Below are 23578 nucleotides of genomic sequence, written 5' to 3'. Positions count from 1 at the left end.
AGGGGACCGAGCCCTAGGTTTTGCCCCGCGCGATGTCGCGCTCAATACCTTGGGAGACCCCGAATGGCTTGGAAAGCTCCGAAGATCGTGGAAGTGCCGGTCGGCATGGAAATCAACATGTACGCCTGCGCTTCGCGCAAGTAAGACTGACGACCTGCCGCGGCTTCGATGGCAAACGCCGTCGAAGCCGTGGCAGTGTCGGATCCTCGTCAGCCGTTGTGTGTCACGCGTTGTTGTTGACGCGCTTTGCCATTGATGCAAAGCCACACCCGGGCAGCGCTTTACTGCTCTCGCCTTCAAAATCTCGACCATGCTCCGGGTCTGTGTGTTACGATGATGCCGGGTCAGCGCTGCTGCCGCATCAAAGCGGGGGCGCGCGTCTTCAGGGCACGGGATGCGCGGCGGAGCTCGCAAATTTTGGCTGATGATTGCGTGCGCGGGCGTGCTGGCACCGGCGTATGCGTACGCCGAGGAGGGCTTCGATACCGAGCACATCTTCGGTTTCATGATCGGCACCGATGTCGGCACTGTCGGCGAGCGCGAATTCCAGAGCGAGACGACGGGGCGATTCGGTAAGGGCGGGGGGACCTATCGCGCGCTCGCGCAGGAGGTCGAGATCGAGGTGGTGCCGCTGCCGAACTTCCGCATCGAGGTCGGCGGCACCGCCAGCCTGCACGACATCACCGGCGTCCCCGACATCGACGATCGCCGCCAGTTCAACTTCCAGGGCGCCTCGCTCGACCTGCGCTATCGCCTGCTCGACCGCGAGCACGCGCCGTTCGGCCTGACTGTCGCCGCCGAGCTCCATGGCAGCCGCATCGACGAGACCAGCGGCGCGAAGGGACGGATGTACGGCACTGATTTCACGCTCGCCTTCGACCGCGAGCTCGTGCCAAACTTCGCCATCGCTGCGCTCAATCTGATCTATCAGCCGGAATGGGCGCGCTTCGAGGTAGCTGGACTCTCCGAGAAGAGCTCGACGATCGGGGCGGCGTTCGCCGGCATGGTGCGCGTGCGGCCCAATGTGCTGCTCGGCGGGGAGATGCGCTATTTCCGGCAATACGAAGGCATTGGCCTCGGCGAGTTTTCGGGCCAAGCCCTATTCGTCGGCCCCACCGCTTACTTCCAGCTCTCCGAGCGCTCGCGCCTGACCTTGAGCTGGAGCATGCAGGCCTGGGGACGTCCGGCCGGGTCATCCGCCAATCTCGACCTCGTCAATTTCGAGCGCCACCAGGCGAGGGTTGTGTTCGGGGTCAACTTTTAGGGCGCAAGTGCGCAAGGTAAGGAAAACACTCCAATTTCAGCCCCGGATTGAAACTTCCCGCTCCTTGGAACGTATCCTTTCGTGCTAATCTCCATCGCCTCTTGCGACAGGATCCCGGCATGAACCCGATTGACCTGGTGGTGACTGTGTGTGCGGTGCTCTCGCCTGCGACCTGCGAGGAGCAGCATCTGGTGTTCAACTATTCCGGGTCGCCGCGGCAATGCGCGATGGCCGCGCCGCCCTATATCGCGCAATGGGTCGGCGAACATCCGAAGTGGCATGCGGTGCGGTGGCGCTGCGAATATCCGCACACGCATGACAAGGCGTGAGCGGCGGCGCTACCTGGTGCAATCCTTCAAATCCTTATCGGCGATTGAGAACACCGCGTCGGCCCTGATCTCGATGCCGCGGACGATGCACTGCCGGCCATTGGGATAGCTCACCCTGGCGTCGTAATGGCCTGGCTCGACGCCGGTGATGCGCAGCCGCTCGTCGTGGTCGACCTCCTTGTCCTTGTCGTTCAAGCATTGGTTCGGACCCCAGTCGGTCCTGCCGGCGGGAGCGAGCTGGAAGCCGGAGATCGTCTCGGTCGTCAGATTCCAGAGCCGGATGCCCTTGCCCTTGGCCTGCGCGGCGGCTTCGCCGGCAAGCGTCAACAACGCGATCAAAGCTAGAACCCAACGCATCAGCCAGTCCTCCCAAAGGCGGGCCGTCATTCCCTGATCAGGCGCTCGCGGTTCTTTGCCTTGTCGAAATTTTTGGCGCGGTCAAGGCCGTTCGGTGCGATCAGCTTCGCCGAGACGAGATCGGCGCCGTCGAAATCGGCGTCGATGACGATGGCGCCGGTCAGATCGGCTCCGCCGAGTTCGGCGTTTTTCAGTGATGCGCCGCTCAGGTCGGCGCCCCTGAGGGCCGCGAATTGAAGGTCGACGCGCGACAAATCGGCGTTGCGCGCGTCCAGCCGTTCCAGGTTGGCGGATCTGAGCATCGCGCGCATCAGCCCCATCGACTGGTTGCGCATGTCGGCGCCAAGCTTCGCGTCCGCGATTGAGGCGCCGACCATGCTTGCGCCGGTCAGATCGGCAGCGATGCGCGCTCCCGACAGGTTCGCGCCGTCGAGACGCGCGCGGGCCATTTGCGAGGCGAACAGATTGGCGCCCTTCAGGCTTGCGCCGGTAAGATCCGCATCCAGCAGCCATGCCTGATCGAGGATAGCACGGTCGAGCTTGGCGTCTCGGAGTATTGTCTTGTTGAGCCGCGCGGCGCGGAGAACCGCGTTGGACAGGTCCAGCCCCGAGAGATCGAGGCCCGACAGGCGTTTGCCGGTGAAATCGGCAGGCTGCGCGGCGCTCGCTTTGGCCAGCACGGCCTCGACCTCTGGCCTGGTCATTTCGGCCGAGACCATCGCGGGGGAGGTGAGGTCGACGTCACGCATCATGTCCTGCGCGCCCGCCGTCATCGTGACGAGTGCAAGACCAAGCGTTGCAAGCGTTGAGAGGGCGACCGTCCGCGTCATCATCAACTCCGCTGCCAGCCTATCTAGCACATCCGCCAAGCGACCGGCTATGAGATATCTCGCTCGGCGCGGTCGCCTTGAGTTCGTTGGGCGAGGCCGGCCTTGATGGCCGCAATCTCGGCTTCGCCGCGAGTGTCGCGCGGGATGTCGATAGGTACCTCTGCCACGATCCGCGTTGGCCGGGGCGACAGGAAGAACAGCCGATCGCCTAGGTGCACTGCATCGTCCAGGCTGTGTGTCACCAAAAGCGTCATCACTGGGCGGCTCGCGACGAGCGTCGCAATCTCATCCCGCAGGCGTCCAGCGAGAGCGTCATCGAGCGATGCCAGCGGTTCGTCAAGCACCAAAATATCCGGCTCGACGGCAAAGGCGCGGGCCAGCGCGACGCGCCGGGCAAGCCCCAGCGACAATTCGCCGGGGAAATGGCTGCGATGTGCCTCCAGCTCCAGGATTTTGAACAGCTCCGACAGCCTGGCATCGGTGACATCGGGTGCAGCGAGCCGCACATTCTGCTCGACCGAACGCCACGGCAGCAGCCGCGGCTCCTGGAATACCATGCCGATCCGCGCCTGCGGCGGCCGTTCGATCCGCCCCTGAAACTCATGATCGAGCCCCAGGATGATGCGCAGCATCGTGCTCTTGCCGCAGCCGGAGGGGCCGATCAGCACACCGACCTCGCCGGATTCAAGCGTGAACTTGACCGGCGCCAGCACCTCGTGCGTTCCGCCGGCGGCACTTTTGAACGTCTTGCCTATGATCTCGACCTCAAGCCGCACGGGGGCGCCACCGTGTTGCGCGGGCTTCGAACGGCTGCACCAGCAAGGTTTCGATGACGAGCACGACTGCGGCGAAGGTCAGCGAATAGGCGAGCAGCCGCGGCGTGTCGAACAGCTGGAAGGCGACGCCGATCTCGAAGCCGACGCCGTTCGGACGGCCCAACAGCTCGGCGACCAGCACGATCTTCCATACCAGCGACAATCCGGAGCGCGCAGAGGCTGCGATATAGGGCGCAAGCTGCGGCAGCACGACGTGGCGGAAGGCACGCCAGCGTGGCATCGCGAATACGCTCGCCATCTCGTCGAGCGAGCGGTCGAGCGCGCGCGCGCCCTCGCGCAAGGTGACGATGGCGGTCGGCAGCTTGTTGATGGCGATTGCCGCGATCGCGGCGGCCTCGGTGAGGCCAGCCCAGATATAGGCCAGCACGATCACGACCAAGGCGGGTAAATTGAGCAGCAGGATCAGCCAGGGATCGCCGAGCCGGTCGGCAAGCTTCACCCGTCCCATCAGATAGCCGATGGCGCTGCCGAGCGACATCGCCAGCACGAAGGCGAGGGTGACGCGCGCCAGCGTGGCGCCGAGATGCAGGAACAACGCGCCGCTCGCGGCCTCCGCGATCATGACCTGGAGCACGGCGGGCGGGGAGGGCAGCTTTGCGCCGCCGGCGAACAGCGCGGCGATCCACCAGATTGCGAGAAACAGGACAAACGACAGAAGACGCAGCACCTCAGTCTCCGGGGACCGCGTGATAGAAGGTGCCGGGATCGAGCTCGGCCGCCGGCCCGACGAGGTCGCGGCCACCGATCTCGGCGAGCACGCGGTAGAGCACGCGCGCATCCGCCTCCTCGTCGCCGATGCTCCGGCGCGGGATACCGTCGCGATAGCGGTCGCGATAGGTCTTGAGCATGGCCGGATCGGTGGTGCCGGTAAGCGGTGCGATCTTGTCCCAGGCCGCGTCCGAGGTCACCAGCAGCTCTTTGGCCTTCCGCGTCATCGCGATGAATCGCGCCACGGCGTCACGATGGCTTGCCGCCCAGTTCTCGTCGAAGACATAACCGACCGCGGCGACCGCGCCCTTGGCACCGAGTTTTGGTAGGATGTCCTCGATGCCGGCGAGGCGGCGAAAGCCCTTGGCCTCGAGCTGCGCGCAGAAATTCCAGAAGTTGAGGCTCGCATCCATCTCACCGTCGAGCGCCTTGGCGGCGATCAGGGGCGGGGCGCCATAGACGATGGTCGCCGCAGACTTCAGGTCGATGCCGTCCTGCTTCATGCGGGCCTGGAGCATCAGCCAGCTCTTATCGATCGCTCCGCCCGCGACGGCGAGCTTGCGTCCCCTGAGGTCCGCGAGCGTCTTGATTGGCGAAGCCGCCGGCACCATTACCGCGCCGAGCGCGCTGGAATAGGGATAGAAGGTGAGCTTGGCGCCGAGCGCGCGCTCGCGCGATACCCACAGCCAGTCCGACAGGATGATGTCGGCGCTGCCTGCGCGCATCGCGATCTTGCCCGCTTCCGTGCTCGCGAGCTCACTGACCTCCAGCGACAAATCGGCCTGCTTGTCCAGACCGTTCGCGCGGATCGCCGCCAGCTCCCAGGAGAATGTTCCGGTTTTCTGCACCGCAAGGCGGATGGTCTCCGCGGCGCGGCCGGGTGCGGCTAGCGTCAACGCCAGCGCCACCGCGAGCGCCAATGTTCGACCAAGTACCTTTGTCGCACCAAGTGCTCTCATCACCTTGTGAGCCGTTTCCTCTGACGGAGTGCTTTTCAGGACAATACGCATAGCATAGCTTTGGTCGCAACCATCGGGAGGATGTGCATGAAACTGGCGGGACGGCTACGACCGATTGTCGCCGCAATGGCGGTATTGGCGGCGACCACATGCGCGGCGCAGGCCGAGGATGCCAATGATTATCCGACGTCGGCGCGCGCCGAGTACGTCTATGGCTGCATGAAGGCCAATGGCGAGGCGCGGTCTACGATCGAGCAATGTTCCTGCTCGATCGACGTGGTCGCCTCGATCGTGCCCTATGCGCGCTACGTCACCGCGGAGACCGCGCTCAGCATGTCCCAGGTGCGCGGTAATCTCGGCGTCCAGTTCCGCACCTCGGAGCAGGCGAACTCGGCGGTGAATGATTTGAGGCGCGCGCAGGCGGAAGCCGAGGTGAGGTGTTTTTAGCTATCGCGGCACAGACGGTGTCATCCCTCTCCCCTTGTGGGAGAAGGTGGCGCCAAGCGCCGGATGAGGGGTATCTCTCCTCCTGCTCAGACGTTGAGAGTTGCGCTCGCGGAGAGAGACCCCTCACCCGCCTCGCTTCGCGAGGCACCCTCTCCCACAGGGGGAGAGGGTAAGAAATCTTCACGTCCCCGGCTTCTCCACGTCCCACTCGTTGCGGAACACGTGCCCATCGGTGTCCTTTGCCTCGGCGCGAAAGCGCTTGGCGCCGTTGGAGACATAGGTGAAGCGCAGATTGGGATCTTCCGAGATCGAGATACCGCCCTCCATCGACAGCACGGGGCTGTCGTCCTGCGTCAGCTTGAGCTGGTTGATGAAGAAGGCCGGGATATAGAGCTGCGTGACCTGATCCATCTGCAGGCCGGAATTGTTGGGATGGCCGATCATGATCTGCGCCTCGCGCACGCGACTCGCCGGCGCCTCCTCGCGTGCGAATTGCCGGTAGCGCATCTGGCCGAGCCGGTTCCTGGCTTCCTCGATGTTCTTGCCCGCCGGCGCCGAGCAGCCGCCGGAGGCCTTTACATAGACCTTCGAGACATAGAGCTGGCCGTCGCTGAGCTCGGCCACCGCATGCACGTCGGTGTAGTTGTTGACGCGCACGCGCGTCGAGATCTCCGTGACATTGGCATCCGGCCCGAGTTCGAACTTCGCGGCCATCGGCGCCGGGTTGCGGTCGATCACCAGCGTGATCGAACGGATGCGTCGCGCATCGCCGGGTGACAGCTTGCTGCGCAATGTCACCGGCACGATGGCCGCGTCCTCGGCGCGATAGGGCATCTCGATGCCGATGACGGTGCTGCCGTCGTTCATCGGACGGCTATTGAAGATGTCCTGCACCAGGCCCGGCCAGGGATCATAGGCCTCTTCCGCCGGCGCCGGCACGACGAAGGCGATGCCGAGCAGTACGGCGGTCAAGGTCAGGCGGCGAGTGCATGCCATCATGGTTACGGTCCTGCGGGCGTTTTGCCTATCGTAGCGTGCCCACTACTCCCATTCAATTTCCGAGAATGCTGCGGTTGCGTTGCGGGCATTGTACTCCTCGAACAACTCCCAGCGCGGCCTTTCCGACGCGGCGGCCTTGTCGGCGGCGGTTCGGATCGGCTCGCCCTTCTTGTTCAGAGCGCGGACGTCGGACAGCAGCGTCGACAGGTAACGTCGCTCATCGGTCAGTGCGGCAGGCCAGTCGCTCACGGGGCCGTGACCGGGAACGACGCGCAGCGCCGGAACGGCCTCCAATCCCTTCAACGTGGCGAGCCAGCCGCGGATGCTGCCGTCCATGACCGGAATGTGGCGGAGAAAGACGAGATCGCCCGCGAACAGGGTTTTGCTCGTCTCATCGAACACGGTCAAATCTGCGTCGCTGTGCCCGGCCGGCCAGGCGCGCAAGATCAGTCGGCGCGACCCGAGATCGAGGGTCGTCGTGTCCGAAACGAGCAGGGTAGGAGCAATGATCTTCACGGGATCAATCAGCTCACTGCCCATGATGCGGCGGAAATTGTCGAGATAGAAAGGCCCACGCGCCGCGAGCGCCTGCGGAAGCTTGCTATGGCCGACGAAGGTGGTGGTTCCGGCGGCGAACGCGGCATTGCCGAAAACATGATCGGGATGACCGTGGGTGTTGATGACGTAGCGGATCGGCTTGGGCGTCTTCGCCCGCACGGCGGCCAGCAGCGCCTCGCCTTCGCGGTAGCTGCCGCCGGTATCGATCACAGCCACCGCATCATCGCCCACGATGAAGCCGACATTGGCGATGTCGCCCTCGTTCGCGCGGGTCATCAGGGCGATGGTCCCGGAGTGTACGAAGATTCCCGGCGCGACTTCGCTCACAGGCAATTCGGATGCCTCGGCGCGTGCTAGCGTGACGATCCCCAGCAGGGACAAGGCTGCGATCATTGAAGCGACGTAAGACACTTTTCCGCCTCAGTTCAGAGGGTTTGCTGCATTGCGCTGCAGCAAAGCAAGCCAACACCAAGCTGGCAAAACTTGGCGCGTCATGCGTTGCATGGATAACATTCAAACAAAACGAGGAGGAAGCGCGATGACGGAGGCCGGACGACATCGTCGCTGGTTGTTTTCACTGTGGATCCTGATGGCATCCTGCGCGTTCGGCGATGCTGCGATCGCGCAGACCAACGACACCGGCGACCTCTCCTTCGAATTAGTGGACCCGAAGGTGCTGCGTGTCTGCGCCGATCCGCGCAATTTGCCGTTCTCCAACGAGAAGGGCGAGGGGTTCGAGAACAAGCTCGCCGAGTTCTTGGCTGACAAGCTCCAGAAGAAGCTCGACTACGTGTTCTTCCCGCAGGCCACCGGCTTCGTGCGCATGACGCTGGGTGCGCATCGCTGCGACGTCATCATGGGCTTCCCGCAAGGCGACGACCTCGTGCAGGGCACCAATCCCTATTACCGCACGACCTATGCGCTGGTCGTCAAAGCCGGCAGCGGGCTTGAGGACGTCGATACGCTGGAGGACGCGCGCCTGAAAGGCAAGCATGTCGGCATCGTCGCTGGCACGCCGCCGGCGACCAACATGGCGATCGCCGGTCTGATGGGTGATGCAAAACCCTATCCACTGATGATCGACACCCGCTTCGACAATTCGGCGCAGGCGATGATCGACGATCTCGCCGCCGGCAAGATCGACGCCGGCGTGCTGTGGGGCCCGATGGCCGGCTACTATGCGAAGAAGATAGGCTCTTCGCTCCACGTTACGCCACTGGTGAAAGAAACCACCGGGCCGAAGCTGGTCTATCGCATCGGCATGGGCGTGCGCCCGGCCGACCAGAACTGGAAGCGGCAGCTGAACAAGCTGATCCAGGAGAACCAGGGCGAGATCAACAAGATCCTGCTCGACTTCGGCGTCCCGCTGCTCGACGAGAGCGATCGGCCGCTCGGCGCGGAGACGGTCAAGAAGACGCCATGAAGCGGCATCTTGCCGTTGCGCTGCTCGTCGCTGTTCTGGCAGGGCCGGCAGGGGCGCAGCAGCAGGAGCCGTTCGAGCCCGAGGGATATCGCACCGACAATTACCGCGCGCCGGTGCCGGCAACGCTCGCCGGCGCGCGCGTGCTGACGACGGCGGAGGCCGAGGCGATCTGGCGCGCGAGGAGCGGCGCCTTCGTCGACGTGATGCCGCGGCCGCCAAAACCGAAGAACCTTCCCGCCGGCACCGTCTGGCGCGATGCGCCGCGCAAGAATATTCCGGGCAGCCTGTGGCTGCCGGACACCGGCTACGGCGCGTTGCCGCCCGCCATGGACGATTATCTCCAGCGCGGCCTTGCGCTTGCATCGCACGGCGACAAGGCCGCGCTGCTCGTGATCTATTGCATGGCCGATTGCTGGATGTCCTGGAACGCCGCCAAGCGCGCGATGGCGTACGGCTATTCCAACATCGCCTGGTATCCGGACGGCACCGACGGCTGGGAGAACGCAAAACTCCCGACCGAGGAAGCGCAGCCCGAGCCGCGCCCGGAGCAGTAACGATTGGCCGAGGTGCGCTCTCTCGCCCCGCTTGCGGGGAGAGGGTCGGGTTGGGGTGAGGGGAGCCTCCGCGATCGCGCTGTCAGCAATAGACACAGCGCTCCCCCTTCGTCATTGCGATCCAACGGGTCCGCGCGAAGCGCGGCCCGATGACAGGCTCCGCGAAGCAATCCAGAATCATTCCGCGGAGGAACTCTGGATTGCTTCGCTTCGCTCGCAATGACGATCTGGACCAGTGCTACGGCTTCTGCTTCTCCAACTTCGTCAGCGTGCCGGTCCCGTTCGTCTCGGTGGCTGCATAACTCACCCTGTCGCCGGCATGGACGGCGTCCAGCATTGCGGCGTCCTTCGCCTTGTACTCCTGGAGCGCGCCGGCGTTGCCTGAGCTGGCGCCGACCGTGCCTTTCTGCGTCTGCTGGATCGAGATCGTGCCATTGAGCCGATCGATCCGCGTGACCATTCCGGTCATGTCGTCGGCAAAGGCGCTGGATGCGAGCATGGTGATGACCGCAGCGCCCGCGAAGATGAATCTTGTTGTTCCCATCGAGGCCTCCCGATGTGCTGGATTGGATGTCTTTGGATTGACTTCGACAAGACATCCTGGAGTGATTTGGTTCCGCCAGACAGCGCGGCGAAAAGGTTAACGATCGCGCTGATATCACGGGAACTTTGGTGAGCCGTCAGCGAGGCTGACGCTATTCCATTTCCTGCTGGATCACGCGCCCGAGCGCGAACAGGCGCTGGTCGATCGTGGTCGGAACCTCGCAGACGAATCGCACCACTTTGTGACGATCCTCGAAAATGCGGGTCTTCCAGATCAGTTCGTTGCTGAGCGCCTCGACCTTGGCATCGTCGCGCGGCGTTGCGCCCTGGAGCGCCTGGAGCGCCAGCGTCTCCTCACGGATCTTGTCGGCGGCCTCGCGCTGCTTGCGGCTGACGCGTTCGAGCCCGTTCATCACCTGGGAGCGCTGGGCGTTGAGCGTGTCGAACAGGCCGGCAAACAGCAATTTGGCATTCGCGGTCTTGTCGGACGCGGAGGCGGCCAGAAACTCCTTCACCGACTTCTCGGCCTCGTCGAGCGGCGTCTTGCGCGCCGACAGCTTTGCGACCAGCGCGCTGATCTTGGCATCGTCCTTCCATTTGTTCTGGACGTCGTCGAGCGGCGGGCCGGCCCAGACAGCCGCCAGCGAAATCTCCGGCACCTTGGCCTGGGTGCAGGGCCAGTCCGGATAGCGCGAATCGGCCGCGCGCGCGGCCGTGCTCGACAGCGCAATTGCCATGGCAGCCAGGATCAGAACCTTCATCCTTCGCCTCCCGCAGGCCCGCGTCGCGCCAGCCCGCGCGACGGATCATAGGCGAAAATCGCACCGATCATGAAGACGATTGTGCAGATCGCGACCACCGCCAGCGAGACCCAGTTGATCTGTCCGTACAGCGCAAATCGTATCAACTCGACCGCATGAGTGAACGGATTGGCCTCGCAGAGGTAATACAGATAAGGGCTGCCCTCCTGGACCCGCCAGAGCGGATAAAGCGCGGAGGAGGCGAAGAACATCGGGAAAATGACAAAATTCATCACGCCGGCGAAGTTTTCCAGCTGCTTGATGCCGGATGAGATCAGCATGCCGAGCGAGCCCAGCATCAGCCCGGACAGGATCAACGCCGGCAGCACGGTGAGATAACCCGATGGAGGCGGGGTGATGTCCCAGAACCAGGCGATCAAGAGGAACGCATAGACCTGGAGCAGCGACACCGCGGTGCCCGCGAGCAGCTTGCAGAACAGCAGGAACCCGCGCGGCAGCGGGCTCACCAGCAGCGTGCGCATATTGCCCATCTCGCGGTCATAGACCATCGAGAGCGAGGACTGCATGCCGTTGAAGAGTTGGATCATCGCCATCAAGCCGGGCGCGATATAGACCTCGTAAAGGATGTAGGTCTCGTAGGGCGGGATGATGGAAATGCCGAGCACCTGGCGGAAGCCGGCGGCGAAGATGAACAGCCACACCAGGGGCCGCACCAAAGCCGAGACGAAGCGCTCGCGCTGATGCAGGAAGCGCAGGCCCTCGCGCCAGACGATACCGGTGAGGCAGGTCATGTACTCGGCGAACGAGAAGCCGCGCGGCGCTTCGCGGGTGGTGATGCTGCTCATGCGCCGCCTCCCGGCATGGTTTGCGCGCCGGTCAGGCGCATGAAGGCGGTGTTGACGTCCTGCGCGCCAGCTTCCGTGACGACGCGGCTCATCGGGCCCTGCGCCAGCACCTTGCCCTGGTGCAGCACCACGAGATCGTCGCCGGGCATGATCTCGTCGAACAGGTGCGTGGCCCAGAGCACGCCGATGCCTTGCTCAGTCACGAGCTGGCGGACATGGCCGATGATGTCGGCGCGCGCCTTGACGTCGAGGCCGACGGTCGGCTCGTCCAGCAACAGCAGCCGCGGCCGGTGCAATAGCGCCCGTGCGATCTCCAGTCGCCGCATCTGCCCGCCCGAGAGATCGCGCACCTTGCTGCCGGCGCGCTCTTCGAGGCCGATGCGCCCGAGCAGCTCGGCGCTACGTGCAGCCGCCTCACGCCGGCTGATGCCGTGCAGCGCGGCGTGATAGAGCAGGTTCTGCGTCAGCGAGAGGTCGAGATCGAGCGTGCGCGGCTGGAACACGACACCGAGCAGCCGCAGCGCCTCGCCAGGGCTCTTGCTGATGTCGTGACCGAAGATGGAGACACGACCAAGCTGGATGCCGAACAGGCGCGTGATCAGTGAAAATAGCGTGCTCTTGCCGGCGCCGTTGAGACCGAGCAGCGCCGTGAAGCTCGCCGGCTGCACGTTGAAGGAGACGTCGGTCAGCGCCCGTCGCGGCCCGTAAGAATGGCTGACGCCGTCGATCGACAGCGCCGGCACCGCGGCCGCTTCCGGCCTCGGCGTCTCACGCGGCTCAGGGGTGGGGGCAGGGCTGGTCATGGCGCGATCGCGACGCCCCAGGGCAGTTCGCCCACCTGAATGGTCTTGATCACTTTTTGCGCGGCGACGTCGATAACGGACACATCGTTCGACACGCCGTTGGTGGTGAGCAGGTATTTTTCATCCGGCGTGAACGCCATGTGCCAGACCCGCTGCCCGACCAGCAGATATTTCGTCACCTTGCGCGTCGCGACGTCGACCACGGCGATGCGGTTGGCGGGGCCGAGCGCGATGAAGGCGGTCTTGTCGTCCTTGGTCATGCCGATGCCGACCGGCTGGATCGCCTCTTTCCGCAGGCCGGGAATCTCGAAGGTGACCTTGCCGATCACCTCGTGCTTCCCGGGATCGATGATCGAGACGGTGCCGCCGATCTCCGAGGACACCCACAGTTCCGAACTGTCATGCTTGAACTCGGCAAAGCGCGGCCGCGCATCGACCAGCACATTGGCAACGATCTGGCGCGAGGATGTGTCGATGAAATGCGCCATGTTGGTCGTCTCGGACGTGTTAATCAGCGTTTTGCCGTCGGGGCTGATGGTCATGCCCTCGGGCTCGACGCCGACCTGGATGTCGCTGAGCCGGGCGCGCTTCTCGAGATCGATCACGGTCACCGTATTGTCGTTCTCGTTGGCGACGTAGAGGACCTTTCCGGCGGCATCCTGGGCAAACAATTCAGGGTCGGGGCCGGAGGGCAGGCTGTCCACCACGCTTTGCGTCTTGGCGTCGATCACCTGGATGGTGTCGTCGTCGCCGACCGCGACCATCACGAACTTGCCGTCGCGGGTGAAATCGATGCCGCGCGGGCGCTGGCCGACCTTGATGGTCTTGGTCACGGTCCAGCTGTCGGTATCGATCACCGACACCGTGTTGCTCTTCTCGTTCGAGACATAGGCGATGAACGCATGCGCGGGCGCTGTGACGAGCGCTAGAGCCACAAGCAGCGTTGCCTTCAGCATACGCAGGCGGGCGGTTCTTACCTCCCCAGCTTGCGGGGGAGGTCGTATCGCATCGTGAGATGCGATACGGGAGAGGCCTCGCTCCGCTTGGGGAGTTTTCTTCGTGGAGACACCCTCTCCCCAACCCTCCCCCGCAAGCGAGGGAGGGGGCGCAGTGTCGTCGCGGTGGCAGCTTGACCTCATCTCACGATTCTCATTTCAACTTGCATTTGCTCTCCGGACGGTCGTAGCCGAGCGTGTCGAGCTCGGAGACCTGGTGCAGGAAACCTTCTTGCGGCGACACCGACACCACCATGCGGCCGTCGACCAGCAGGATCGGCTGGCGAAGCTGGAGATTCCAGTCGCGCAGGGTGAGCCGCGTCCCCTTGAAGGCGGCGACCGAGAAATCCGGGCCCTTGATGAAGTCGGTGACCTTCTTGACGTCGCCGGAATTGGTGCGCGAGGTGGCCTCCCCAATCATGCGCACCGCGGTCCAGGCCTGCATGTCGAGCGCGGTCATGCGCCGCGAATTCAGCTTGACGAAGCGGTTCTGCATCTGGATCGCGCCCCACTGGTCCTGCGCGGCATCCCAGCTGCGCGGCACGAGGCCGGCCGAGCCCGCGACGGGACGGGGATCCCAGGTGCGATAGGGCAGATACGCGCCGAACACCTCGCTCTCGTCGGCGACAACGAGCACGTCGTACGCCGCGGCCTGCTGCGTGAACACCGGCATCTGGCGCTGGATCAGCGTCACGCCGGAGTCAGTCCGGCGCGCGCCGCCTTTGTCCTCGAAGGTGCGCTCCTGCACGATCTTGGCGCCGAACCGCGTTGCGGTGCGCCGGAGCGCATCGGCGAACAGCTTGTCCTCGTCATGCGAGCCGACCACGAGCAGCCAGCGTTTCCACTGCTTCCACACCAGATATTGCCCGAGCGCATCCGCCAGCATCGCGCGCGTCGGCGCGGTGTGGATGACATTGGCGCGGCAATCGGCCTCGCGCAGCCGCTCGTCGATTGCGCCGACGTTGAACAGCAGCGTGCCGCGCTCCCGCAGCGCATCCGAGACTTTCAGCAGCGCATCGGCTGGCAGGTCGGCGATGACGAAGCCGTTCTTCTCGGCGAGCACGGTCGCGGCCTGGACCGGATCCTCACCTTCCTTGATGCGGCGCTCCTCCAGCGTAAAGCGCTGGCCCAGGAATTTTCCGGTGGTGTTGTTGTCTTCGATGGCGAGACGGGCGCCGGCGAAGCCGTCATTCTCCGCGGGCTGCTCGACCAGCGACAGCGTCGATCTGGTGCCGGCGACGCCGAGATAGCCGACGCCGATCGTAACAGGGTCCGCCGCGAGCGCGCTCGTCGCGGCAACACCCAAGCCGATCAGGCCGACCAACCATCGGATCATGTTTCCTCCGGACGATCTCTCCGGCTTGACCGCCGTTGGAGAATTGTCTCTGCTAAAGCATGACCAATTTGTCAGGGCATGCAACCCCGCATTTCGTCCTCGCGCGTATGGGGACTGGAATCACGATCGTGCGAGCGCTGATATGTCTCGCCGCTTTGCTATTGACCGGATCGGTCGCGCTCGCCGACCCGCCGAAACTGGCGGTGTTCGATTTCGAGCTGATCGACACCAGCCTGCCTGGCGAGTTCTACGGCTCAAGGCCCGAGCTGGCGCGGCTGGAGCGCATCAGCGAGCAGCTGCGCAAGGAGCTGGCTGATTCAGGCAGGTTCCAGGTGCTCGACATCGCCCCAATCAGGGATGCCGCCCGTCACGCGAACTTACAGGCTTGCGGCGGCTGCGACCTCAAGCTGGCCGGGCAGCTCGGCGCCGAGCTGGAGATCACCGGGCTCGTGCAGAAGGTCTCGAGCCTGATCATCAACCTGAACATCTATCTGCGCGACGTGAAGACCGGCACCATGATCACGGTCGCCAGCGCCGACATGCGCGGCAACAGCGATGAATCCTGGACGCGAACGATGAGCTATCTGATCCGCAACCGCTTGCTGGCCCCGAATTACGGGCGGCCGTGAGGTCTTCGCCTCTCCCCGCCTGCGGGGAGAGGCCGGAATTTGCGAAAGCAAATTCCGGGTGAGGGGGAGTCTCCGCGGCTCCAACTGTTACCGTTTTCGCGGAGGCGGCCCCTCACCCCAACCCTCTCCCCGTAAGAACGGGGAGAGGGAGAGCAGAAAGCTCACCCCTTCAATCTCTCCGCATGCCAGTGCAGGTGATCGCTCATGAAGGTCGAGATGAAATAGTAGCTGTGGTCGTAGCCTGCCTGGCGCCGCAGCGTCAGCGGGATGCTCGCCTTGGTGCAGGCGGCTTCAAGCAGCTCCGGCTTGAGCTGCTCTTTCAGGAAATTATCGGCCTCACCGACGTCGACCAGGAAGCCGGAGAATTTCGCGCCGTCTTCGATCAGTGCCACCGTGTCGTGGCTGCGCCAGGTGTCCTTGTTGGGCCCGAGATAACCGGTCAGCGCCTTGATGCCCCAGGGCACGAGCGAGGGCGCCACGATCGGGGCGAAGGCGCTTGCCGCGCGGTAGCGGTGCGGATTGCGCAGCGCCACCGTCAGCGCGCCGTGGCCGCCCATCGAATGGCCCATCACCGATTGCCGCTTGGCATCGACCGGAAAATTCTCCGCCACCAGCTTCGGCAGCTCGTCGGTGACGTAGCTCCACATGCGATAGTTGCGTGCAAACGGCTCTTGCGTCGCGTCGACGTAGAAGCCGGCGCCGAGGCCGAAATCATAGGCGTTGTTGGCATCCCCAGGTATGTCGGGCCCGCGCGGTGAGGTGTCGGGCGCGACGAAGATCAGGCCGAGCTCGGCGCAGGCTTTGCGGAATTCGCCCTTCTCGGTGACGTTGGCATGCGTGCAGGTGAGCCCGGAGAGGTACCAGACCACGGGCAGCTTGGCGCCATCCGCATGCGGGGGGACATAGACCGAGAACACCATGTCGGTTCCGGTCGCCTGGCTCGCATGGCGGTATACGCCCTGCACGCCGCCATAGGATTTGTTCGTCGAGACAGTCTGAATCGTCATGCCCAAAAGCTCCGTGGCATCTCACCACATCAAGATTGCAACGCTTGTGTGACCGAAATTTGTGGCGGTGTCAGGCAACGCCGCTGTCGATCGCCAGACGCACCAGCTCGACCGAGGTCTTCACCCCGAGCTTCTGTCGCATGATCGAGGAGGTGTTGGCCACCGTCTTGTAGGACGATTGCACCAGCCAGGCGATCTCGGACAGGCTTTTTCCGGCGCTGAGCAGCCGCAGGATCTCCATCTCGCGCGCGTTCAGCTTCGACAGCGGGCTTTGCGCCAGCGTCGGTCCCGCAAAGGCAATGCTGCGCGCGATCGCGCTCGGCAGATAGGTGCCGCCGCTTCCGACAGCGCGGATCGCCTCGACGAGATCGTCGGGGTCGCCGGTCTTGGAGACGTAGCCCTTGGCGCCGCATTCGATCGCGCGCGCGGCGAAGGCTGGATCGTCGTTCATGCTGAACATGATGATGCGGGCCTCGGGCGCGCGCTCGAGGATGCGGCGCGCGAGCTCGAAGCCGGAGACGGTCGGTAGGTTGATGTCGATGATGCAGAGGTCGGGGCGCTCGACGATGAAGACGCACTCGCCGTCTTCGGCGTCGGCGGCCTCCAAGATCTCGATCTCGCCCTCGTCGGCCAGCACGGCACGGCAGCCGGAGGCGACGATGGGATGATCGTCGACGATCAGAATGCGCATAGGCGTTCCCCGCGACAGCCGAGGCCTGTTCTGCGCCGCATGAAGCCGACTAGGCAAGACGCGCGCGTCTTATGTCGCCTCATGCAACCCGGCCGGGATTGCTGTACGCTTCCGATTAGATATCCGCCGCTTCGCCTCTGTCAACGTCATCGGACAGGCGCGGGCAAAACCTTCGCGGGGCACGAGCGATACCAATGTGGCAAAACCTATCTTTGCGCGGGCGCATCAACCTGTTGCTGGCGCTGCTGCTGGCACTCGGGCTCGCCGTCAATATCGGCCGCCAGGTTGCGGAGGCGGGGCCGCGCGTGCAGGCCGAGGACCAGAGCGTGATCCGGCTCGCGCGCGAGTTCATCGAGATGATCGTTGCCGATCTCAACGAGGCACCCGATCCGGATGCGAGATTGAACCAGATTGCGCGCGATCTCAGCCGTCTGCGCCATGTCAGCATCGCGCTACGGGATGCCGGCGGAAATCCGCTGACGCCGCCCCGGTCTGATGTCGACGCCGACACGCGCGGGCCGCCGGCCTGGTTCGTCAGCCTGGTTCATCCCGAGCAGACCGCGGTCAGCGTGCCCGTCTCGATCCATGGCAAGCCCGGCTCGCTCGTGATCACCTCGCATCCGAACGACGAAATGGCCGAAATCTGGGACAGCATCGTGACCCAGCTCGAGGTCGGCTCGGTCATCGCGTTCGTGCTGTTCCTGGTGATGATGAATGTGGTCGGCCGGGCGCTGGTGCCGCTCCAGTCGTTGGCCGAGACGATGGCCGAGATCGAGGGCGGGCATTATGACGCGCGGGTCACGCCGGGCGGCGCGCCCGAACTCGCCGCGATCTGCGGCAAGCTCAATCATCTCGCAGCAGCGCTCGGCGAGGCGGTCGAGGACAAGCGGCGCCTTGCCGAGCGTGCGGTGTCGCTCCAGGACGTCGAGCGCAAGGAGATCGCGCGCGAGCTGCATGACGAGTTCGGGCCGTATCTGTTCTCGCTGCGCGCCCATGCCAGCGCGCTGGCGAAGCTGGCGGACGGACGTGCGCCGAGTGCGGAGGCCGTCCGCAAGCACGGCAGCGCCTTGCTGGAGCAGATCAATGCGCTCCAGCAGTTCACCCGCCGCGTGCTGGAGCGACTGCGGCCCGTCGGCCTCGCCGAGCTCGGCCTGCGCCAGGCGCTCGAATCGCTGTCGCGGCTATGGCGGGAGTCGCATCCCGAGGTCACGATCGAGACCTCGATTTCGCCTGCGCTGGGCGCGACCGGCGAGACCGCCGACCTCACCATCTACCGCATCGTGCAGGAGGCGCTCACCAACGTGTTCCGCCATGCCGGCGCGACCTCGGTCAACGTCATCATTGAACCGGCGGTGCTGGCGACGCGCGATGGCCGCGTCTGCGCCCGGGTGAGGGTCAGCGACAATGGCCGCGGCATGGAGCCGGGTCAGAAGCTCGGTTTCGGCCTCGTCGGCATGCGCGAGCGGATCCTGGCGCTGGGCGGCACGCTCAATGTCGTCTCCGGCGAGAGCGGTTTGACCGTCGAGGCGTTGGTTCCGACGGCGGCGGCCTGATCGCGCCCGAGATCATCGGGAAGAATTCCCGATTTGGTCGGGAAAACGGGTGCGGATATCTCCCGACCTTTTGTGGCTGGCGCACCCACTGCCGCTGATTACACTTGTCTCGACCAAACGGCGAAAATCAAAACAGCCGGTGGTCACGGATGGGAAGGCGGGGATGGGCAAGGGTCTTTCGTTCAAGCGTCGTTTGTTGATGGCCTCGGTGTCGACGGGGCTGATATCGGGTTTGGTCTTTGCAGGCCCTGCCGGGGCGGCGCAGGACGATGAGACCAACGTTCAGAACCTGCCGCCGGTCGAGGTGACCGCACCACCGCCATCGACGGCGAAGCGCACTGCGCCGTCGCGACCGGTCGCGCGCGTCGGGGCGCCGTCGTCCGCGAGCCCCAGGACACGCATTTACGTCTATCCGACCGCGCCGGGCACCGGCCGGGGTCTCGATGTCGACAAGGTCCCGTCGGCGATCAATGCCGTCGATGCCAGCCAGATCAGGCGCACCGGTTCGCTCAACGTCACCGATGCGCTGCGCGACAACATCGCCGGCGTCAATATCAGCGAAGTCACCGGCAATCCGTTTCAGCCCGATGTCGAATTCCGCGGTTTCGTCGCTTCGCCCGTGACCGGCACGCCGCAAGGCCTCGCCGTGTACCAAAACGGCGTCCGCATCAACGAAGCCTTCTCCGACGCCGTCAATTGGGACCTGATCCCAACCGCCGCGATCAGGTCGGTGACGCTGGTGACCAACAATCCCGCCTTCGGCCTCAACGCGCTGGGCGGCGCCATCAACCTGCAAATGAAGGACGGTTTCACCTATCAGGGTGCGGAGCTCGATGTCATGGGCGGCTCGTTCGGTCGCATCCAGGGCTCAGCACAATGGGGCAAGCAGGTCGACAGGAATTTTGGCGTCTATGCCGCGCTCGAAGGCCTGCACGACAACGGTTTCCGCAATTTCTCCCGATCGGACGTGCGGCGCTTCTACGGCGATGTCGGCTACAAGGCCGGCGACAGTGAATTCCACGCCAACATGGGCGTCGCCAAGAACGATTTCGGCGCCAGCGCCACCGTTCCGGCCGAGCTGCTCGACAAATATTGGGGCGCGACCTACACCACACCGCAGACCACGAGCAATCGCGTCGGCTATCTCAACCTCACCGGCAAGGTCGATGCGACGCCGACCTGGACGCTCGAAGGCACCGCCCATGTGCGCCGCTACGAGCAGAAGCTCGTCGATGGCAATCCGACCGATGTGCAGGAATGTGCCATTGCAGGGCTGCTGTGCTTCGGCGACGATACGACGCCGGCGAACGGCACGAACGGTCTTCAGCTCGCCAATCCCTTTGCCTCGGGAACCATCCTCGGCGAGATCGACCGGAGCACGATAAGGTCGACCACCCTCGGCGTGTCGGGACAGGCCACCAACACCGATCAACTGTTCGGCCACGACAACCGCTTCGTGATGGGCGCAACCTATGACGCCAGTGTCACGCGCTATACTGCGACCGCCGAGATCGGCTCGATCGGAGAAAACTACGTCGTCAGCGGCAGCGGCGTCTTCTTGGGAGCGACCGGCACGCCGGACCCGGTTGCCGGTCCGGTCTCGCTGCGGACCGTCAACCAGTATAACGGCATCTACGCGATGGATACGTTCAACGTCACGGACGCCTTCGCCATCACCGGCGGCGGCCGTTTCAACGTGGCGCGCATCACGCTGGAAGATCAGCTCGGGACCGACCTCAACGGCGATCACACCTTCACCCGGTTCAATCCGGTGGTTGGCGGCACCTACAAGATCACGCCCGAGCTGACCGCCTATGCCGGCTATTCCGAGGCCAACCGCGTGCCGACGCCGCTCGAGCTCGGTTGTGCCGATCCAGCCCGTCCCTGCCTGCTTGCGGCGTTTCTCGTCTCCGACCCGCCGCTGAAGCAGGTCGTGTCCAAGACAGTAGAAGCGGGCCTGCGCGGCACTAAGGAGCTGAACATCGGCACGCTCGGCTGGAAGATCGGCGGCTTCCGCGCCACCAACTATGACGACATTGTTGCGGTACCCGCCGTCGGGCGCACCGGCTTCGGCTATTTTTCCAATGTCGGCCGGACGCGCCGGCAGGGGTTCGAAGCCGAAGTCAGCATCAAGTCTCCCACGCTCCAGTTTCAGGCGAGCTACGCCTTCCTCGACGCGCGCTTCCTTGATCCGCTGGAACTCGGCTCGGAGAGCCCGTTCAGGGATCCCGTCACCGAGACCATCCAGGTCTCGCCCGGCAACCAGATCCCCGCAATCCCGCGCCATCGCGTCAAGATCGGCGTCGACTACGCCGTGACCGACGTCTGGAAGGTTGGCGGCAACGCGCTGTTCGTCTCCAGCCAGTATCTGGTCGGCGACGAGTCGAACCAGTTCGCGAAGCTACCGTCCTACACGGTGTTCAATCTCCACACCTCCTATCAGGTCACGAAGAACGTCCAGCTCTACGGCCGCGTCGACAACGTCTTCGATAAGCGTTACGCGACCTACGGCCAGTTCTTCGACCGCGAAGCCTTGCCCAACTTCACCAATGGCGGCGCAGAGTTCACCGACCCGCGCTCGCTCAGCCCGGCACGGCCAAGGGCGTTCTATGCGGGCATGCGAGTGACGTTTTGAGTGTGACGAATTGCGCGACGGATATTTCGTCGGGCGCGCTCCGTTCCCTCTCCCACAACAGGAGGGAAGGAAAGACCTTTAACCGATCAGAAACCATAGAAAATGATCCGAAAATTTTAACGAAACTCCCCGGCCGTCTCTGCGTCGGTTCGTCGGAGGGCCCGTCTGATGACAGAGCACCAGTTGAAAGAGCAGGAATTCCGGATCGCGCGTTACAGGCGCCTGGAGCGGGAGGTGACAGATCCGCTCGCCGCGTGTCTGCTTCACAGCATCATCGAGGAGCTTGAAGCCGAGCTGCGCAAGGACAGACCGGATTGGCACGGGCCGCGCGATTAACGCTTTCTTAGCGCTAATGATGCGGACTATCCGCTTGGGAATACCAGGGGAGACGGCTCCCATGCTGAAGGACGGCACCTACGCGGCTTGGTACAAGACGCCGCTCGACCAGGGTACCGGCATCGTCCATGTCGCAGACGGACAGATCTGGGGCCGCGACAGCCTGATGACGTATCATGGCTCCTGTCGGGTCGATGGAGATCGCTTCACTGCCACGGTATCGACGAAGCGTCATACCGATGGACGCGCAACGGTGTTCGGCAACGATGATGAGCTGACGCTGACCATCGAAGGAAACTGCCCCGGCAAGATCGCGACCTACACGGCGACCGCCGTACAAGTCCCGGGAATGATCCTCCAGGGCACGCTCATCCTGACCGAAAAGCAGCCACCGGCACCTGAACGAACCGAGCAGATGCCGGCGTTCAATCCCGACAAGCTGCCGAAATTGCCGAAGCGCTCGCGCTGAGCGAGGAGAGGCATCGCGCTGGCCTCCGATACCCGGGTTGATAGCGGCAAACGGCAGAGGGACAGCCTTGAGGGCGTGAAGCCACTTTACAGGTCTTCAAGGACGAGAGCGACAGACATGCGCAATACCACTGCTCGGTCATTGCGCACTTCGACTGCTATCCGCGTCGTCTGTCGATGCTCGCTGTTGGTTGCGGGCGTCCCGCATCGGCAGAGGAAACGCTCGCCGGGGCTGGAGCCTGTACCAAGCCACTTGACCGGGCTCGAATTGGGCGCGGTCATGTCTCGACCAGAACGGCGGGGCATGGTCGCCGACCACCAGGATGTCGGCCGGCGCCACGGCTGGGTCGCGAGCTATCTTTGCGACGACGGCAAATACGTCGTGCCAAAGTTCGGCCATCCTGCAAACCTTGGGTCGACTGAAGACGCCGCCGTCGGTCTCGCAATGAAAATCCGTCAGAGCTTGGCCAGGCGCGACCGGAATATGGGTATTCAATGTGAGCCAATAGATGAAGCGTGGCTTGCCTTGCTTTCCCGCTTCGCGGGAGGCCGCGGAAATCACGGGCGCGAGATCTGCATCGCACGCGCCAGCGAAGGCGCTGCCGCATACGCGGCGGGTCGTTTTGACCAGCTCGTCGCGGAAGAGTTCCTGGTCGAAGCCGATTGTCGGATACCACTGCTCACGCTCGAACATACCTCCAGCGAAGCCGTGCACGGCGATGTTGCTATACCCTCGCGCGGCCAGCAGATCCGGCAGGCAGGTGTTGGTGTCATTCTGAACGTACTCTGTATAGAATGTGCGCGTATTACATAGTTCCCGCATCTCGCCCGATGTCGTCGAACCGAAATAGACCGTTTTTCCGGAGGTGATGGTGTAGTCCCTGGTCAGACTTTGATCATACAGGGGTTCTGCTATGCGCGTTCGGGCGTTCTGGTCCTTCAGGTAGCCCAAGCTCTCGACGATCACCAGGACGACGTTGTTTCCGTCGGCCCCTGCTGCCTGCCTAAAACCCGACACCTCCGCAGCGGATTGGATCGGCTCGTTGCGTGCCATCGTGGAGCCGAAATGGTAGTGTGGCGACGCGTTGCTGACATAGTCCATCACGCCGAACGCCTGTGCCAAGAAGAAGAGAACCGGTATGTTCGCATTCATAAGCATGGCGCGCGGCCTTAAGCATGCCAGGCTTAGGCCCGTGGTCATGACGAGTGTGACGATCAAAGCGAAATAAAGCGGTGAGGCGAAGAAATTGATGCGCCTCGCGTGGTCGACAGCTGCCATTAGGTCACTCAGCCCGATGCCGAACATGAGAGACAACGTTTGCACAATGTCGAAGGTGAGCACGGCAAGAAACAGCGCGACCGTGAGCATGAAGGGAATACGCCGCGCCAGGATGGCAATGCTGGCATAGAGAGCGATGGCGATGGTCCGCGGCGGCAAGCCGATATCGACCAATGAAGCCATCGTTGCGAGCGAGATTAGGTTTGGTATCAGGAGCCCGCCCGCGAGGAGCCGCACGTTGGGCGAATCGAGCGTGCCAAAGAACGTGGCCCACTTTTCGCGACCTTGCGCGGCCCGCCGCGGATTGGCGGCAATTGACGACGGAGGCATTTTCGCAACCAAAAAGGGACTGTTTTTTCTGAGTGCAGCCTATAGGCGAGACCTGAAGCTTAGATTAATTGCGCTGCGGAAAAGGCGTTGAATGAGTTAACTA

At 63.9% G+C, this 23578-nt stretch carries 27 protein-coding genes; 11 read left to right on the top strand and 16 right to left on the bottom strand.

Features of this window, described 5'->3' with window-relative positions; genetic code table 11:
• Positions 1-63: 63 nt before the first annotated feature.
• The 3 genes from pqqA to LRP30_RS28615 all read left to right on the top strand — a co-directional run bounded on the left by pqqA (position 64) and on the right by LRP30_RS28615 (position 1593).
• A complete protein-coding gene (pqqA, locus tag LRP30_RS28625) occupies positions 64-144 on the top strand; it encodes a pyrroloquinoline quinone precursor peptide PqqA (RefSeq protein WP_008562446.1) in 81 nt (26 codons plus the stop codon).
• Positions 145-424: 280 nt separating this feature from the next.
• A complete protein-coding gene (locus tag LRP30_RS28620; protein ID WP_249756896.1) occupies positions 425-1264 on the top strand; it encodes a hypothetical protein in 840 nt (279 codons plus the stop codon).
• 119 nt (positions 1265-1383) lie between these two features.
• Positions 1384-1593 carry a hypothetical protein gene (locus LRP30_RS28615; protein WP_128939293.1) on the top strand — a complete coding sequence of 70 codons (210 nt, stop codon included), beginning with the start codon at positions 1384-1386 and terminating at the stop codon, positions 1591-1593.
• 9 nt (positions 1594-1602) lie between these two features.
• Here the strand turns inward: LRP30_RS28615 and LRP30_RS28610 are convergent, their stop codons facing one another.
• The 5 genes from LRP30_RS28610 to LRP30_RS28590 are packed head-to-tail and all read right to left on the bottom strand — an operon-like array spanning position 1603 to position 5283.
• Entirely contained in the window at positions 1603-1950 is a 348-nt protein-coding gene (locus LRP30_RS28610) for a hypothetical protein (protein ID WP_091896460.1), read from the bottom strand.
• Positions 1951-1976: 26 nt separating this feature from the next.
• Positions 1977-2780: a pentapeptide repeat-containing protein gene (locus tag LRP30_RS28605; RefSeq protein ID WP_164939442.1), complete on the bottom strand. Its 804-nt coding sequence runs from the start codon at positions 2778-2780 to the stop codon at positions 1977-1979.
• A 47-nt stretch (positions 2781-2827) separates the two neighbouring features.
• A complete protein-coding gene (locus LRP30_RS28600) occupies positions 2828-3556 on the bottom strand; it encodes an ATP-binding cassette domain-containing protein (RefSeq protein WP_128945320.1) in 729 nt (242 codons plus the stop codon).
• The gene (locus tag LRP30_RS28595; protein ID WP_091896428.1) at positions 3546-4283 is read right to left on the bottom strand and encodes an ABC transporter permease subunit; all 738 of its coding nucleotides are present in this window, start codon (positions 4281-4283) and stop codon (positions 3546-3548) included. The genes LRP30_RS28600 and LRP30_RS28595 overlap by 11 nt, the downstream gene beginning before the upstream one ends.
• 1 nt (position 4284) lies before the next feature.
• The gene (locus LRP30_RS28590; RefSeq protein WP_249761847.1) at positions 4285-5283 is read right to left on the bottom strand and encodes an ABC transporter substrate-binding protein; all 999 of its coding nucleotides are present in this window, start codon (positions 5281-5283) and stop codon (positions 4285-4287) included.
• A gap of 87 nt (positions 5284-5370) precedes the next feature.
• Between LRP30_RS28590 and LRP30_RS28585 the strand changes: the two genes are divergently transcribed.
• A complete protein-coding gene (locus LRP30_RS28585) occupies positions 5371-5730 on the top strand; it encodes a hypothetical protein (protein WP_128932465.1) in 360 nt (119 codons plus the stop codon).
• Positions 5731-5910: 180 nt separating this feature from the next.
• On the opposite strand, the gene LRP30_RS28580 is transcribed toward LRP30_RS28585, so the two are convergent.
• Positions 5911-6729: a quinoprotein dehydrogenase-associated SoxYZ-like carrier gene (locus tag LRP30_RS28580; RefSeq protein ID WP_249756895.1), complete on the bottom strand. Its 819-nt coding sequence runs from the start codon at positions 6727-6729 to the stop codon at positions 5911-5913.
• Positions 6730-6771: 42 nt separating this feature from the next.
• The gene (locus LRP30_RS28575; RefSeq protein ID WP_249756894.1) at positions 6772-7698 is read right to left on the bottom strand and encodes a quinoprotein relay system zinc metallohydrolase 2; all 927 of its coding nucleotides are present in this window, start codon (positions 7696-7698) and stop codon (positions 6772-6774) included.
• Positions 7699-7825: 127 nt separating this feature from the next.
• Between LRP30_RS28575 and LRP30_RS28570 the strand changes: the two genes are divergently transcribed.
• Entirely contained in the window at positions 7826-8710 is an 885-nt protein-coding gene (locus tag LRP30_RS28570) for a substrate-binding domain-containing protein (RefSeq protein ID WP_128945322.1), read from the top strand.
• A complete protein-coding gene (locus tag LRP30_RS28565; RefSeq protein ID WP_249756893.1) occupies positions 8707-9264 on the top strand; it encodes a PQQ-dependent catabolism-associated CXXCW motif protein in 558 nt (185 codons plus the stop codon). The genes LRP30_RS28570 and LRP30_RS28565 overlap by 4 nt, the downstream gene beginning before the upstream one ends.
• 238 nt (positions 9265-9502) lie before the next feature.
• Here the strand turns inward: LRP30_RS28565 and LRP30_RS28560 are convergent, their stop codons facing one another.
• The 6 genes from LRP30_RS28560 to LRP30_RS28535 all read right to left on the bottom strand — a co-directional run bounded on the left by LRP30_RS28560 (position 9503) and on the right by LRP30_RS28535 (position 14547).
• The gene (locus LRP30_RS28560) at positions 9503-9808 is read right to left on the bottom strand and encodes a copper-binding protein (RefSeq protein ID WP_128939287.1); all 306 of its coding nucleotides are present in this window, start codon (positions 9806-9808) and stop codon (positions 9503-9505) included.
• A 151-nt stretch (positions 9809-9959) separates the two neighbouring features.
• Positions 9960-10568 (bottom strand): hypothetical protein, encoded by a 609-nt coding sequence (locus LRP30_RS28555; protein ID WP_128939286.1) that lies wholly within the window; start codon positions 10566-10568, stop codon positions 9960-9962.
• The gene (locus tag LRP30_RS28550; RefSeq protein WP_130211771.1) at positions 10565-11413 is read right to left on the bottom strand and encodes an ABC transporter permease; all 849 of its coding nucleotides are present in this window, start codon (positions 11411-11413) and stop codon (positions 10565-10567) included. Before LRP30_RS28550 ends, LRP30_RS28555 begins: the two co-directional genes overlap by 4 nt.
• Positions 11410-12216: an ABC transporter ATP-binding protein gene (locus LRP30_RS28545; RefSeq protein WP_128945326.1), complete on the bottom strand. Its 807-nt coding sequence runs from the start codon at positions 12214-12216 to the stop codon at positions 11410-11412. The genes LRP30_RS28550 and LRP30_RS28545 overlap by 4 nt, the downstream gene beginning before the upstream one ends.
• A complete protein-coding gene (locus LRP30_RS28540; RefSeq protein ID WP_249756892.1) occupies positions 12213-13172 on the bottom strand; it encodes a YVTN family beta-propeller repeat protein in 960 nt (319 codons plus the stop codon). Before LRP30_RS28540 ends, LRP30_RS28545 begins: the two co-directional genes overlap by 4 nt.
• Positions 13173-13365: 193 nt before the next feature.
• On the bottom strand, positions 13366-14547 hold the full coding sequence (locus LRP30_RS28535; RefSeq protein ID WP_249756891.1) for an ABC transporter substrate-binding protein: 1182 nt from the start codon (positions 14545-14547) through the stop codon (positions 13366-13368).
• A gap of 59 nt (positions 14548-14606) precedes the next feature.
• Here LRP30_RS28535 and LRP30_RS28530 point away from each other — a divergent pair, with 59 nt between their 5' ends.
• Positions 14607-15176 carry a DUF3280 domain-containing protein gene (locus tag LRP30_RS28530; protein WP_249756890.1) on the top strand — a complete coding sequence of 190 codons (570 nt, stop codon included), beginning with the start codon at positions 14607-14609 and terminating at the stop codon, positions 15174-15176.
• Between the two features lie 161 nt (positions 15177-15337).
• On the opposite strand, the gene fghA is transcribed toward LRP30_RS28530, so the two are convergent.
• A complete protein-coding gene (fghA, locus tag LRP30_RS28525; protein ID WP_249756889.1) occupies positions 15338-16183 on the bottom strand; it encodes an S-formylglutathione hydrolase in 846 nt (281 codons plus the stop codon).
• A gap of 70 nt (positions 16184-16253) precedes the next feature.
• On the bottom strand, positions 16254-16874 hold the full coding sequence (locus LRP30_RS28520) for a response regulator transcription factor (protein ID WP_128939281.1): 621 nt from the start codon (positions 16872-16874) through the stop codon (positions 16254-16256).
• 194 nt (positions 16875-17068) lie between these two features.
• On the opposite strand from LRP30_RS28520, the gene LRP30_RS28515 reads away from it, so the two are divergent.
• From LRP30_RS28515 to LRP30_RS28500, 4 genes are all read left to right on the top strand, one after another.
• Complete coding sequence (locus LRP30_RS28515) at positions 17069-18427, top strand: histidine kinase (protein WP_249756888.1); 1359 nt, start codon at positions 17069-17071, stop codon at positions 18425-18427.
• Between the two features lie 163 nt (positions 18428-18590).
• Positions 18591-21062: a TonB-dependent receptor gene (locus tag LRP30_RS28510; protein ID WP_249756887.1), complete on the top strand. Its 2472-nt coding sequence runs from the start codon at positions 18591-18593 to the stop codon at positions 21060-21062.
• Positions 21063-21230: 168 nt separating this feature from the next.
• Entirely contained in the window at positions 21231-21398 is a 168-nt protein-coding gene (locus LRP30_RS28505; RefSeq protein WP_164940780.1) for a hypothetical protein, read from the top strand.
• A 61-nt stretch (positions 21399-21459) separates the two neighbouring features.
• Positions 21460-21867, top strand: coding sequence for a hypothetical protein (locus LRP30_RS28500; protein ID WP_249756886.1), 408 nt, complete (start codon positions 21460-21462; stop codon positions 21865-21867).
• 138 nt (positions 21868-22005) lie between these two features.
• Here the strand turns inward: LRP30_RS28500 and LRP30_RS28495 are convergent, their stop codons facing one another.
• Positions 22006-23475 carry a sulfatase-like hydrolase/transferase gene (locus tag LRP30_RS28495; protein WP_249756885.1) on the bottom strand — a complete coding sequence of 490 codons (1470 nt, stop codon included), beginning with the start codon at positions 23473-23475 and terminating at the stop codon, positions 22006-22008.
• Between the last annotated feature and the right edge of the window lie 103 nt (positions 23476-23578).

This window comes from Bradyrhizobium sp. C-145, assembly GCF_023375135.1.
Classification (GTDB): Bacteria; Pseudomonadota; Alphaproteobacteria; order Rhizobiales; family Xanthobacteraceae; genus Bradyrhizobium; species Bradyrhizobium zhanjiangense.
The sequence above is the reverse complement of the archived record's forward strand: the minus strand, read 5'-3'. Positions and strand labels throughout refer to the sequence as shown.